The sequence below is a fragment of the Ruegeria sp. YS9 genome, from assembly GCF_024628725.1.
Lineage (GTDB): Bacteria > Pseudomonadota > Alphaproteobacteria > Rhodobacterales > Rhodobacteraceae > Ruegeria > Ruegeria atlantica_C.
Genome location: NZ_CP102409.1, coordinates 528,147 through 540,572, shown reverse-complemented (window position 1 = coordinate 540,572; position 12,426 = coordinate 528,147). Strand labels below are relative to the sequence as shown.

12 protein-coding genes are annotated in these 12,426 nt (G+C 60.2%); 8 read left to right on the top strand and 4 right to left on the bottom strand.

The window, feature by feature from the left end; all coding sequences use genetic code 11:
* Positions 1–71 precede the first annotated feature (71 nt).
* Positions 72–2,447 carry a mechanosensitive ion channel family protein gene (locus tag NOR97_RS02900; RefSeq protein WP_257600160.1) on the bottom strand — a complete coding sequence of 792 codons (2,376 nt, stop codon included), beginning with the start codon at positions 2,445–2,447 and terminating at the stop codon, positions 72–74.
* 386 nt (positions 2,448–2,833) lie between these two features.
* On the opposite strand from NOR97_RS02900, the gene NOR97_RS02895 reads away from it, so the two are divergent.
* Genes NOR97_RS02895 through NOR97_RS02865 form a run of 7 tightly spaced genes read left to right on the top strand, consistent with a single transcriptional unit; the run spans position 2,834 to position 9,327 of the window.
* On the top strand, positions 2,834–4,048 hold the full coding sequence (locus NOR97_RS02895) for a glycosyltransferase family protein (RefSeq protein ID WP_257600159.1): 1,215 nt from the start codon (positions 2,834–2,836) through the stop codon (positions 4,046–4,048).
* Positions 4,045–5,292 (top strand): glycosyltransferase family 4 protein, encoded by a 1,248-nt coding sequence (locus tag NOR97_RS02890; RefSeq protein WP_257600158.1) that lies wholly within the window; start codon positions 4,045–4,047, stop codon positions 5,290–5,292. Before NOR97_RS02895 ends, NOR97_RS02890 begins: the two co-directional genes overlap by 4 nt.
* Positions 5,292–6,368: a glycosyltransferase family 4 protein gene (locus tag NOR97_RS02885; protein WP_257600157.1), complete on the top strand. Its 1,077-nt coding sequence runs from the start codon at positions 5,292–5,294 to the stop codon at positions 6,366–6,368. Before NOR97_RS02890 ends, NOR97_RS02885 begins: the two co-directional genes overlap by 1 nt.
* A complete protein-coding gene (locus NOR97_RS02880) occupies positions 6,365–6,949 on the top strand; it encodes a histidine phosphatase family protein (protein WP_257600156.1) in 585 nt (194 codons plus the stop codon). The genes NOR97_RS02885 and NOR97_RS02880 overlap by 4 nt, the downstream gene beginning before the upstream one ends.
* Entirely contained in the window at positions 6,946–8,088 is a 1,143-nt protein-coding gene (locus tag NOR97_RS02875) for a glycosyltransferase family protein (protein WP_257600155.1), read from the top strand. Before NOR97_RS02880 ends, NOR97_RS02875 begins: the two co-directional genes overlap by 4 nt.
* Complete coding sequence (locus NOR97_RS02870) at positions 8,085–8,840, top strand: polysaccharide deacetylase family protein (RefSeq protein WP_257600154.1); 756 nt, start codon at positions 8,085–8,087, stop codon at positions 8,838–8,840. The genes NOR97_RS02875 and NOR97_RS02870 overlap by 4 nt, the downstream gene beginning before the upstream one ends.
* 10 nt (positions 8,841–8,850) lie before the next feature.
* The gene (locus NOR97_RS02865; RefSeq protein ID WP_257600153.1) at positions 8,851–9,327 is read left to right on the top strand and encodes a class I SAM-dependent methyltransferase; all 477 of its coding nucleotides are present in this window, start codon (positions 8,851–8,853) and stop codon (positions 9,325–9,327) included.
* Here the strand turns inward: NOR97_RS02865 and NOR97_RS02860 are convergent, their stop codons facing one another.
* Positions 9,328–10,470: an alpha-D-ribose 1-methylphosphonate 5-triphosphate diphosphatase gene (locus NOR97_RS02860; RefSeq protein ID WP_257600152.1), complete on the bottom strand. Its 1,143-nt coding sequence runs from the start codon at positions 10,468–10,470 to the stop codon at positions 9,328–9,330. It lies immediately after the preceding gene.
* A 52-nt stretch (positions 10,471–10,522) separates the two neighbouring features.
* Here NOR97_RS02860 and NOR97_RS02855 point away from each other — a divergent pair, with 52 nt between their 5' ends.
* Positions 10,523–11,206 carry a DUF1045 domain-containing protein gene (locus NOR97_RS02855; protein ID WP_257600151.1) on the top strand — a complete coding sequence of 228 codons (684 nt, stop codon included), beginning with the start codon at positions 10,523–10,525 and terminating at the stop codon, positions 11,204–11,206.
* Here the strand turns inward: NOR97_RS02855 and phnN are convergent.
* Together phnN and phnL are read right to left on the bottom strand one after the other, a co-directional pair.
* On the bottom strand, positions 11,188–11,736 hold the full coding sequence (gene phnN, locus NOR97_RS02850) for a phosphonate metabolism protein/1,5-bisphosphokinase (PRPP-forming) PhnN (protein WP_257600150.1): 549 nt from the start codon (positions 11,734–11,736) through the stop codon (positions 11,188–11,190). The genes NOR97_RS02855 and phnN overlap by 19 nt on opposite strands.
* On the bottom strand, positions 11,733–12,416 hold the full coding sequence (gene phnL, locus NOR97_RS02845; RefSeq protein WP_170344873.1) for a phosphonate C-P lyase system protein PhnL: 684 nt from the start codon (positions 12,414–12,416) through the stop codon (positions 11,733–11,735). Before phnL ends, phnN begins: the two co-directional genes overlap by 4 nt.
* Positions 12,417–12,426 lie beyond the last annotated feature (10 nt).

Here is a 12,426-nt window from a genome sequence, read left to right as displayed (position 1 = left end):
GACGCGCGGCCGGGCCCAAGGCTTTGGGTGGCGTCTCGTCAGAGACGCAGTCCAAAGCGACGGGAGCGCCCCTAACGATCATCGCCGCCTGGCCCGATATCGTCCAGATAATCCTCATCAATCGCCGCCTGCACCGCACCTGTCACGGCCTCACGTTGTTTGGGCGTCAGGTCATCGGCCTCTTTGCCATCCGCCAACCTCACGGTGACTTCGCGATGCGCGAATTTGATGCCTTCCCGCGCGAACAGCTCGCGAATCTCCTGATAGACCCTCTTGCGTACCAGCCACTGATCGCCCGGTTTGGTCATGAACTTGACCCGGATGATCATCGCTGAATCCTGCATTTCGATAACACCCTGGGACTTCAGCGGCTGTATGAAGTTTTCGCCGATCACAGGATCGCTCAGCAATTCCTGCCCCAGCTTCTTGATCAGCTTTCGCACCTTTTCCACGTCGGTGTCATAGGTCACGCGCAGCGGCAGTTTCATGATCACCCAGTCACGGGAATAGTTCGTCAGAACCTTGATTTCGCCAAAAGGAATCGTGTTCAGCGCGCCAAGATGGTGACGCAGTTGGAAGGACCGGACCGAGATTTTCTCGACCGTTCCCTTGACGTCTCCGATATCAATGTACTCACCCTTCCGAAAGGCATCATCCATCAGGAAAAACGCCCCTGAAAAGATGTCTCGCACCAGTGTTTGAGACCCGAAGCCAACGGCCAGACCAACCACACCGGCACCTGCAAACAACGGGCTGACATTGATACCAAGTTCCATGAGAACGATCAGCATGATCGTCACGACCACAACGGCCAGAATAGCGCCGCGGAACAATGGCAGCAGTGTCGCCAGACGGCTTTGGCCGCCTTCTCCGCCCTCATCGCCCAGTTCGGCCTCGGAGCCATCATCGACTTCTTCCGCTATTTTGCTGTCGATCCAGATCCGAAAGAAATGAAACAGAATATAGCCGATGAAGATGATGACCATCACGTCCAGCATGCGTGCAATCGGCAGGTCCTCGCTCCAGTCCGCATCGGGATACCAAATCACCACAAGGGCATAGGCACCGATCACAAAGGCCAGAATTCCAGCCACCCGGCGGGCCAGATCTTCATAGGTCAGAAGATACTGTTTGCGCTGTTCTGCCTCGGGCGTTTCCACGGGCTCTGCATCTGCTTCGGCAGCGGCGGTTTCTTCGTTTATCTCGTTGATCCTGCGTGAACGGTCAAAATACCGCTCCAGCACGTAGTTCATTGCACCATAGGCAACGACGACGGACATGAAGATCATATAGCTGCTTGCGATCAGCGGCAGCGGCGTGGGGTTCTCCAGTGCAAGATCAACCGCCAGACGGAACCAGCTGAACACGACATAGACGATCAGTGCAGGCGCCCAGCCGAAGGATACGAACCGCAACAACCAGGACACCTGATCCGGCGCTCGTCCGCCACGGATTGCATTTGAAATGGCCCGGGCATTGAACAGGATCATCAGAATATTGCCCAAAGCGCCCACCATTGTCAGGCAGCCATAGACCATGGCGTAGACGTTGTAGTTCAGCCCGAAATCCGCAACCCAGGTCGAAAACAGAACAACCGTGATGTCATAGGTCGCGAGTGCCGAAGCCCACAGATACAGTCGCTTGGCATCCCGGTCCGAGAACGGTGGCAGCCGGTATTGACTCAGGTAGGGTGACAAAACCATCCGCCACAGATCGGACACCGTGCGCGACAGGAAGAACGCCGTGAAGATCGCCGTGACCGTGAACTGGATCGAGATATCGTCTGCTTCGCCAAAAAACAGATATCCGACGATCAGGGCCATGAGCATGGCAAATATGGTCGCTCCGATACCCATCAGGAACCGGAACAGAAGGAAAGGCATCTTTTCACGGTAGCCCTGCGGTTCATCCTTGATCCGCGCAACAACCCAGCGGCGCGCGATGCGTTTTCCGTAAATCTCGATAGACAGCCAGCGCCCCAACAGCAGGAACAGGATGTTCCAGCCCAGAACTTCCACATAGGTCTGAATGCGACCGTCCGGACTGGTCTGACGCAGGACATACTTCACTTCGAACACCGAATACGGCAACGCCTCGAGCCGGGACTGCATGGACTCACGGAATTTCGAGAACCGCTCCTGCGCCTTCATCAGCTGCGATCCCTCACCCATGGGATTGTTCGAATCGCCCGCCGCATCACCCGTGCCCGCATCCGTGCTGCCGGCTGTTGTCACAACCTGCCCGGCGCTGTCGATGACGATCACACTTGCCCCGGCTTCACTGGCCGCGCGAATTGCCGCCGCCAAATCACTTTCTTGCGTGGCTTCAGACGAACTGCCCGAGCTATACCCCGGAATCAAGGACGACTGCGCTGAGACGCTGACCGGAAGTGCCAGAACAAAAGCCCAAAAAGCCAGAAATACTGCGGCCGGAAAGGTGTGTTTCATAGGGTTTTGTATCCAGTTTTTCCGATAGCGGTCAGATTACAGAAGCGTTTCAGGCAGTTCAAACACTCGGGCGCGCCCTGCTCAATATCGTGTTCCGGCGTGTTCTTGGCGCACCGCCTGATTCCGGATGTTTTCAATCTGGCCAAAATTGAATATGAACGGAGTTTGAAGGCCCTGCCCCTTTGCCAGTTCACCGGTTCTTTTGCGATCCCTCTCAAGCCTTGGTGCGACATGACGCGAAACCGTCAATATGCTGTTGCCAAATCGCAATGCTTGGAACATTTGCGGAAGAGCATTTCCTCCTTTGGCAAGCGTGACGGGGATATATACAGTAACGCTTGCAAACGCGCGGATTTCGAACCGGGATCAAGAAGACAGGCAACACGATGAGCCTAGGCAAAACCAATTCCAAACCGGGCCGCGCGCCGCGTATCCTGTTTTACAGTCACGACACGTTCGGACTGGGCCATCTTCGCCGGTCTCGGGCCTTGGCGGCCGCGATCACGCAGGCGGACCAAAGCGCGTCGGCGCTGATCCTGACGGGATCACCCGTGGCCGGACGGTTTACCTTTCCCCGTCGCGTTGATCACGTGCGCCTGCCCGGTGTCACCAAACGCGCAGACGGGTCTTATGCTGCACGCACGATCGGAATGGGCATCGAAGAAGTGACCGAATTGCGGTCGGGTCTGATTCAAACCGCTGTTCAGCAGTTCGACCCCGATGTTCTGATCGTCGACAAGGAACCGACGGGGTTCCGGGGTGAGCTGCTGCCGACACTGAAATACCTGCAAAAGAACTGCGGAACCAAAATGGTGCTTGGGCTGCGCGATGTTCTAGATGAACCCGAAGTCCTGGCCGCCGAGTGGGCGCGCAAGGAAGCCGTTGAAGCCACCGAACGGTTTTATCACGAAATCTGGGTTTACGGCTTGCAGTCGATTCATGACCCCACACAGGGGTTGCCGCTGAGCGCTGCGGCGCAGTCCCGCATCCACTGGACAGGATATCTGCGCCGCGATCTTGGTCCGGTCGGCGAGCCTCCGCAACAACCCTATATCCTGATCACGCCCGGCGGTGGCGGCGACGGCAAGGCGATGGTCAATCTTGTCTTGTCTGCATATGAAAAAGATCCGGATCTGTCGCCGCGCGCGGTTTTGGTCTACGGCCCCTTCCTGTCTGGCGAGTTGCGCGAAGATTTCGAAACCCGCGTTGCCGCATTGAACGGTCGCGTCACCGCCGTTGGTTTCGAATCCCAGATCGAAACACTGTTTGCAGGCGCCGAAGGCGTCGTCTGCATGGGCGGCTACAACACGTTCTGCGAGGTTCTGTCCTTTGACAAACGCGCCGTCATCGTCCCGCGCACCACGCCCCGTCTGGAACAGTGGATACGGGCCTCGCGTGCAGAAGGGCTGGGCCTTGTCCGAATGCTGGATGAAAACCGGGATGGCCTGACGCCCGAGGCGATGATCCGCGCCATTCGGGAACTGCCGCACCAGTCCCTGCCGTCCCAAGCCATCCAGAGCGGATTGCTGGACGGGCTGGACTATGTCACCGACCGCATCGAGAGCCTGCTGACCTGGGAACAGGAACGAGCCACCGGATGACCTCAGATTTTCCTAGATTGGCGGTTGTGGTCAAAGGCTGGCCACGACTGTCTGAAACTTTCATTGCGCAGGAACTTGTCGCCTTGCTGGATGCCGGGCATCATTTTGACATCTGGTCTTTGCGGCACCCGACCGACACGAAACGCCATCCTTTGCATGACCGTTTCACAGGGCAGGTCCGATACCTTCCCGAGTATCTTCATGACGAACCCAAACGGGTCTGGGCGGCACGGGCTTTGGCCCAAACGCTTCCCGGTTACGACAGGGCCTATCGGATCTGGCGTCAGGACTTGAAGCGCGACCCGACACCCAATCGCATCCGCCGGTTTGGGCAAGCCTGTGTTCTGGCCGCTGAATTGCCTGCCCGGACGCAAGGGTTGTACGCTCATTTCATGCACACGCCGTCTTCCGTTGCCCGTTACGCCGCCATCATGCGCGGATTGCCGTGGAGTTTTTCGGCTCATGCCAAGGATATCTGGACGTCGCCGGATTGGGAAAAACGTGAAAAGCTGCAAGCCGCATCCTGCGGGGCCACGTTCGGCGCCACCTGCACGGCCATCGGAGCCGAGCATCTGCGCAGCCTGGCCGATGACCCCAAGCGCGTGGACCTGATCTATCACGGTTTGGACCTGTCTCGCTTTCCCAAGCCCCCAACGCGAAACCTGCGGGCTGCGGGCAGTCCTTTTCACATGATTTCCGTCGGGCGGCTGGTCGAGAAAAAAGGCTTCGATCGTCTGATCGCGGCCTTTGCATTGCTGCCCGATGACCTGAACTGGCACTGGACCCATATCGGCGGTGGCGTGTTGGGTGACGCTTTGCGGGCACAGGCGAACGCAGCCGGCATCGCGAACCGGATCACCTGGAAAGGGGCCTGCGACCAGCCCGAAGTCATCGAAGCGATGCGTGATGCCGACCTGTTCGTTCTGCCCAGCCGCATCGCGAAGGACGGAGACCGCGACGGGTTGCCGAATGTGCTGATGGAGGCCGCGTCTCAGCTGTTGCCAATCCTGTCGACTCCGGTCTCGGCGATCCCCGAATTTATTGAAACCGGAACACATGGGGTTTTGTCCGATGACGACCCCTCTGCACTTGCAGAGGCCATGGAACGTTTGTCAGCCAATCCGCAGCAAGCGTCAAAGATGGCGCATGCGGCCTATGATCGCCTGATCGCCGAGTTCCGGATGGCCCCCGGCATCGCACGGCTGTCTGAACGCCTCAATTCCATGTGCATGGAAAACGCGTAATGGCGCGGGTCGCGTTTTATGCCCCGATGAAATCTCCTGACAGCCCGAAACCTTCGGGCGACCGTGAAATGGCCCGGAATCTGATGCAGGCGCTGACCGCCGAGGGTGATACGGTCGATCTGGCGTCCGACTTGCGCATCTATGACAAAAGCGGCGACGAAGACCTGCAACATACCCTGAGGCGCGCAGCAGAAGAAGAAGCGAAACGACTTGTCGCTGACATGCCATCAGATACAGGTCTGTGGGTGACCTACCACAACTATTACAAGGCACCTGACCTGCTGGGCCCTCGGGTTTGCAAGGCGCGTGGCATTCCCTATGTGCAGCTGGAAAGCACCCGCGCATCAAGCCGGTTAAGCGGGCCGTGGGCTGAGTTTGCCAGGGCTGCGCATCAGGCCTGCGATGCAGCGGATGTGATCTTTTATCACACGGCCAACGACCTGATCACTTTGGAGCGGGATCGTTTTGGCGATCAGGCTTTGGTCGAATTGCCTCCGTTCCTGCCAATGGCCGAATTGCCCCCCGCCGCCATCGGGGGCAAACCCATGCTGACCGTCGGCATGATGCGGCATGGGGACAAGCTGGCGTCCTATCAGATATTGTCCGAAGCCCTGGCGCATTTGATCGGGGACTGGCACCTCAACATCGCAGGAGACGGCCCGGCGCGCAGGCAGGTTGAGGCCCTGATGGCACCATTCGGACAGCGGGTGCGTTTTCTGGGTCAGCTTGACCGAGAAGAACTGCAACGCGCCTATCAACAGTCATCTCTGCTTGCATGGCCCGGAGTGAAGGAGGCTTACGGGATGATTTACCTTGAGGCGCAGGCCGCGGGATTGCCTGTCGTCGCGCAGGATCGGCCCGGTGTACGCGATGTTCTGTCCCCTGCGGCCTATCCGTCTGTCGAAAGCGGTGCCAGGGGATTTGCGGAAGGCATGCAAGCGCTTCTTTCGGATTCCATGCTGCGCCACTCTCTCGGCGCTGCGGCACGCAACTACGTGGCAGAGCGCCACCTGATGCCACAGGCGACCGAGCGCTTGTGGGCAACCCTCCGACCCCTGCTGAAGGACGCATCATGACCCGGCTTGCACTGCTCCGCCACGGGCACACCCATTGGAACCGCGCGGGACGGATCCAGGGGCGCAGCGACATACCGCTGGACGATGACGCCCGAGCCGAATTGGCGGGCTTTGGATTGCCGCAGGACTGGGCCAGGGCTGACATCTGGTCCAGCCCCCTGCACCGCGCCAGTGAGACGGCGCGGATTGTGACAGGTCGCGACCCGAACACCTCGGACGCGTTGACCGAGATGAACTGGGGCGATTGGGAAGGTCAGCGCGGGGTTGACCTGATCGCGGACACATCCAGCGGATATCGTAACATCGAGAGTTGGAGCTGGGGTTTCCGCCCACCAAACGGGGAAAGCCCGGCCGAGGTTCGGGACAGGCTTGACCCGTGGCTGTCCGAGTTGCGGCAAGATACGGTTGCGGTCTGCCATATCGGTATCATGCGGGTCATTCTGGCTCAGGCCTGGGGTTGGAATTTTGAAGGGCCTGCCCCCTTTAAGATCAAACGCAATCGGCTGTATATCGTCGACATGAAAACAATGACCGCCGCCGCCGACCCCGTTCGCCTGATCAAACGCGAGGCCCCGCAATGAAGGTGATGATCATCGTCACGCACCTGTTGGGCACTGGGCATCTCAGCCGGGCGCTGACATTGGGGCGGGCCTTTCGGGATGATGGTCACGACGTCATGGTCGTGACCGGTGGCATGCCCGCGCCGCAATTGGACAACACGGGCATGACCCTGTTCGGCTTGCCGCCGCTCAGGTCAGACGGAACCAACTTCACCCGTTTGCTGACCGAAAGCGGCGACGAGGCTGACGCGGCCTATCACGCCGCGCGTGAGGCCGCCCTGGTGCAGGCGGTGAACAGCTTCCAGCCTCAGATCCTGATCACCGAGCTTTACCCCTTTGGCCGACGATCACTGTCGGCCGAGTTCGATGCGGCCCTGAATGCGGCGATCGCGTTGCCTGAGCGTCCCGTCATTCTCGGATCGATCCGGGACATTCTGGCTCCGCCCTCCAAACCTGCCAAAGTCGAGCGCGCGGATGAAATCGTGTCCCGGTATTATGACGGCATTCTGGTTCATTCCACCGAAAGCGTTACGCCCCTGTCGGTCAGCTGGCCGGTGTCGGAGCGACTGGCCAAGCGACTTCACTACACTGGCTTTGTGGCGCCTGCATTGCCCCGACCGCACCCCGACGCGGCGGGTCAGAATGAAATCCTGGTCAGCGCTGGCGGCGGATCCGTTGGGCAACCGATCTTTCGCGCGGCCATCGAGGCCGCCCGAAAGATGCCCAACAGGCGCTGGCGCCTGCTGGTCGGTGGAACGGATGCGAAGGCGCGGATCGCGGAATTGTCCCGGATGGCCGAAGGAGCTTCGGTTGTTCTGGAACCTGTGCGGCCGGATTTCCGCCAGATGCTGCCCCTTGCAGCGGCATCGGTAAGCATGTGCGGCTACAACACTGCCATGGATATCCTTCAAAGTGGTACCGCCGCCGTGTTTGTGCCTTTCGACGACGGCAAAGAGGTGGAACAGGGGCTGCGCGGGCAGAGCCTGTCCGATCTGCCCGCAATCGAAGTTCTGGAAAGCAGAGCGTTGAGCGGGGCGGCATTGGCGCAGGCGGTGGAGCGTGTCCTGGCCGACGGCCCCCGTGTACAACAGGATTTCGGTTTTGACGGGGCCATCCAATCCGTTCACATCGCCAAGCGCCTGCTGGAGCAGCGTACATGAACCCCGACTGGCGCCCACTTGATATCGAGTTGAACCATTGGCGTGCCGAAAGCTTGCCCTTGCCTCTGTGGTGGCGCGATGATGATGCCATTGCGCCAACACCGCAATTGGACCGCCTTTCCGGGCTGGCCGACAAACTGGGCCTGCCCGTGCATCTGGCCGTCATCCCACGCGACGCGACGCCTGCGCTGGCGGAATACGTTGCCGGGCGCACGTCACTTGTTCCGGTCGTGCACGGGTGGGCGCATACAAACCATGCGCCCCGTGGTGAGAAGAAGGCCGAGTTTCGGCTCGACCGTCCGCTGGACGTGATGGTGACGGATGCGCAGGCCGGGATGGCGCGTCTTCGGTCCCTGTTTGGTGACAATGTGCGACAGATGTTCGTGCCCCCCTGGAATCGCATTGCGCCCGAGATGGCCAAACAGTTGCCAAAGCTGGGATACCGCATCCTGTCCACCGCAACGCCCCGCAAATCGCGTCTGGCCGCACCGGGGCTTGAGCAGATCAACACCCACCTTGACCCGATCGACTGGCGCGGGTCGCGTGGCTTGATCTCACCCGATGCCCTGATCGCACAGACTGTTGGTCTTCTGCGAGACCGACGCGAAGGCCGTTCAGACAACACCGAGCCCTTTGGCATATTGACCCATCATCTGGTCCATGACCAGGGCATCTGGGCCTTTACCGAGGCCCTGCTGAACAAATTGCTGAGCGGGCCTGCCACAGCCTGGATCGCGCCAAAGAACGAATGAGGACATCACCATGAGCCGATTGGATTCCATGCTGCGCCGACTGACGGCACAACGTGACGGACTGAACTGGGCAGCCGAGCGGATCAGCGGTCAGCCGGGCGATGTGCTGGACATGGGGTTGGGCAATGGCCGCACCTATGATCACCTGCGTGAAATCCTGCCAGAACGCCGGATCTGGGTGATGGACCGGGTCCTGCAATGCCATCCGGACAGCACCCCCCCGGCCGAGGATTTCCTGATGGGTGAAGCCGAACCAATGCTGCACAGACTGGTAGCCGGCGGGCATCGGATCGCGCTGGCGCATTACGATTTCGGACGCGGCATCAAGCACGAGGACGTTGCCGAAGCAGAGCGGCTCAGCCCGCTGATCGCGAAAGTCATGCAGCCCGGAGGGTTGTTGATTTCAGGTCAGCCCCTGATCGGCTTTGCCCAGATCCAGGGGCCCAGGACAATCGCCCCGGACCGTTACCTGTTCTACACGGCCTGATTACGCCACGCGTCGACCGCGCACCCAGACCGAACTCGGGACGGGTACACCCGCGCGCATCCGGAAGCGGATGACATCAGCGCGGGCGCCGGCGCGCAGTTCACCCCGTTCCTCCAACCCTGCCGCCCGAGCCGGAGCCAGCGTTACCGTCTTCATCCCGCGTGCCATGTCGCCCCAGATTTCGCCCAGCCTAACCGCCGACAGCAACAAGGCCGACGGCACATAATCCGAAGACAGGATGTCCAGATACCCAAGCTGGGCCAGCTCACAGGCCGCAACATTGCCAGAATGCGATCCCCCACGGATTATGTTCGGCGCACCCATCATGATCTGAATGTCGTTTTCGTGGCAGGCGCGTGCCGCCTCGACGGTCGTGGGGAACTCGGCCAGACGGATGCCGTGACCTGCGGACACTTTCACCTGATCTTCCGTCGTGTCGTCATGGCTGGCCAATACTGCTCCGAAACGGCAGGCCGCCTTGACAGCTTCGGCCTCGTGCAGATCGCCATTGCGATCTCGAAGCCCTTTCAGTTGCGCCACGTGCTGAAAGTACATGTCATCGTCCATGGCATATTTGGCTTTCAGATAGGTTTCCAGCTTGCCCATATCGCGAAACTGACGCTGTCCGGGTGTGTGATCCATTATGGACACAAGCCCAACCCTGTCTTCCGGTCCAAATTCGTTCAGCTCTTCAACCAGAGTTTCCGAACACACCTCGGCCCGCAAGTGCAGAAAGTGGCTGATCTTGAGCGCGTCCTGTTCGCGCAGGTCCCACAACTCCTGCGACAGGCCACGGGCGTACTTCCCGTACCGCCGCGCGCCCGACGGGATCGATCCAACCCGCATGGCATCGAACACTGTCGTGATACCGGTGCTGGCCAATTCCGCATCATGCGCAAGAATGGCGGCGGCATGGGGCCAGTTCACCTGTGGACGCGGTTGAATGTGACGTTCAAGGTTGTCCGTGTGCAACTCGACAAGGCCGGGGCTGACATAGTCGCCCTCGCAGTCTATCGCACCCGCGGGAACCCCGTTTCCGGTGTCGACTTCAGCGATGGTCCCACCCACAATCCGGACACTGCCGGTTACGGTTTCATGCGGCAATACAAGCGTGGCATTGGCAAGGATCAAGTCTTCTGTCATCTGAACTTCACGCATGTTGAGACCGAGGCAGGCCACGCAAACGGAGGCCGATATGACATTCACGCGATACGCGATCTATTTTGCGCCACCGGCGGGCGCGGAATGGGCGAAATTTGCAACCAGCTGGCTGGGTTGGGACATGGAGGCGGGAAAGCCGGTTGCCCATCCGATTGTCGAAGGCATCGACGTTGCCGCTGTCACGGAGGTGCCGCGCAAGTACGGGCTGCACGCGACGCTGAAGCCACCGTTCAGACTGCGCGACGGCAAAACGTTCGAAGCCCTGCAAGAGGCGTGCATCTCGCTCGCCTCCCGCCAACCGACTGTGTCGCTGGGTGGCCTCGAGATCGCTCGGTTTGGCCGTTTTCTGGCCTTGCGCCCGCTGGGTGAGACGCGGGCGTTGAATGCGCTTGCCGCGGCCTGTGTTCGGGAACTGGACAGTTTTCGTGCGCCCACCTCCGAGGCCGCACTGGCCCGCCGCCGCGCCGCCGGGTTGACCCCAGAGCAAGACGCCAACCTGGTTCAGTGGGGCTATCCTTACGTACTGAACGCGTTCCGCTTTCACATCACGCTGAGCGGCAAGCTGGACAAACCAACCCTGAGAGCAACTCGAAACGCGCTGCAAACCCATCTGGCCCCATTGCTGCCGCAGCCCTTCCAGATCACGGATCTGGCCCTTGCGGGCGAGGCTGAGGACGGGCGGTTTCACCTGATCCATCGCTACGCGCTCTCCGGTTGAAGCTGCGACAGGATTTCGGCAACCGTATCTTCCATCGCACCAGAGTTGTCGATTTCCAAGACCCGGTTCAAACCGTTGGGCAAAGACGTTTGGGCCCGGTCCAGACGCCGCGTCTGTTCCGCCTTGCTTTCCCGCCCTCTTAAGGACAGGCGTTCGGACAGAACCTCGGGCTTTGCCGTCAGGGAAATCACGATCAGATCACCAAACACTTCCTGCGCCTGAAGCAACACCGTTCGTGACAGGTTGACCAGAACGGCCTCGGCCACCTGCCGCTGCCGCGTGATCGTCTTCGGTACGCCGTAACAAAGCCCATGCGCATGCCAACTCAGCGCAAACGCACCATCCCGTTCCATCCGCTGAAATGTTTGGACCGAGACCCGGTCGAAATCTTCGCCGTCTTCGCCTTCGGGGCGGGTAATCACCCGCCGCAGTTGCTGAACACCCGACGCCCGGGCCACCAACGCGTTCATTACACTGTCCTTTCCGACACCCGAAGGGCCGACGACCGCTATGACCGGAGCAAGCGTCATGCAGCCTTCCCCGGCGTGAAGTCCGAGACATCGACCTCGCGGTCACAGACCCGTTCGCGTGCGTCGAGATCATGAAAAATCCCGACAATCGTCACGCCCTTGTTCTTGGCCTCTTCGATCAGGGACAAAACGGTTTCCCGGTTCTGTGCATCCAGGCTTGCCGTCGGTTCATCCAACAGCATTGCCGGATATTCGGGCGCAAAGCCCCGCGCGATGTTCACTCTTTGCTTTTCGCCGCCCGAGAAGGTCGTTGGGCTGAGGGTCCACAGGCGTTCGGGAATATTCAGCCGTTTCAGCAACCCGGCTGCCCTGTCCATTGCCACTTGTCTGTCACAGCCCACGGCCAGCAGCGGCTCGGCCACAACGTCCAGCGTCGGCACCCGGGGCACGACCCGCAGGAACTGGCTGACATAGCCCAAAGTGTCACGACGCAGCAACAGGATCTGTCGCGGTTCAGCCCGGGCCACGTCCAACCCGGCAACCAGCACCTGACCAGAGGCCGCCAGATAGTTGCCGTAGATCACCCGCATCAGCGTGGATTTGCCTGCGCCCGACGGCCCGGTCAGGGCGACGCACTCACCCGGCTCCGCTTTCAGAGACGCGCCTTTCACCACCGGGATCGTGGCGCCGCCCTGATTGTGCAGGGTGAAGCTTTTGCTGACATCAACAAGTTCAATCATCGCTTCATCT

Excerpts from the sequence above, each read along its gene's own strand:
- NOR97_RS02875 (WP_257600155.1), top strand. The coding sequence starts at position 6,946 with ATGAAGGTGATGATCATCGTCACGCACCTGTTGGGCACTGGGCATCTC.
- NOR97_RS02855 (WP_257600151.1), top strand. The coding sequence starts at position 10,523 with ATGACATTCACGCGATACGCGATCTATTTTGCGCCACCGGCGGGCGCG.
- NOR97_RS02895 (WP_257600159.1), top strand. The coding sequence starts at position 2,834 with ATGAGCCTAGGCAAAACCAATTCCAAACCGGGCCGCGCGCCGCGTATC.
- NOR97_RS02890 (WP_257600158.1), top strand. The coding sequence starts at position 4,045 with ATGACCTCAGATTTTCCTAGATTGGCGGTTGTGGTCAAAGGCTGGCCA.
- NOR97_RS02880 (WP_257600156.1), top strand. The coding sequence starts at position 6,365 with ATGACCCGGCTTGCACTGCTCCGCCACGGGCACACCCATTGGAACCGC.
- phnL (WP_170344873.1), bottom strand. The coding sequence starts at position 12,416 with ATGATTGAACTTGTTGATGTCAGCAAAAGCTTCACCCTGCACAATCAG.
- NOR97_RS02865 (WP_257600153.1), top strand. The coding sequence starts at position 8,851 with ATGAGCCGATTGGATTCCATGCTGCGCCGACTGACGGCACAACGTGAC.
- phnN (WP_257600150.1), bottom strand. The coding sequence starts at position 11,736 with ATGACGCTTGCTCCGGTCATAGCGGTCGTCGGCCCTTCGGGTGTCGGA.
- NOR97_RS02870 (WP_257600154.1), top strand. The coding sequence starts at position 8,085 with ATGAACCCCGACTGGCGCCCACTTGATATCGAGTTGAACCATTGGCGT.
- NOR97_RS02860 (WP_257600152.1), bottom strand. The coding sequence starts at position 10,470 with ATGACAGAAGACTTGATCCTTGCCAATGCCACGCTTGTATTGCCGCAT.
- NOR97_RS02900 (WP_257600160.1), bottom strand. The coding sequence starts at position 2,447 with ATGAAACACACCTTTCCGGCCGCAGTATTTCTGGCTTTTTGGGCTTTT.
- NOR97_RS02885 (WP_257600157.1), top strand. The coding sequence starts at position 5,292 with ATGGCGCGGGTCGCGTTTTATGCCCCGATGAAATCTCCTGACAGCCCG.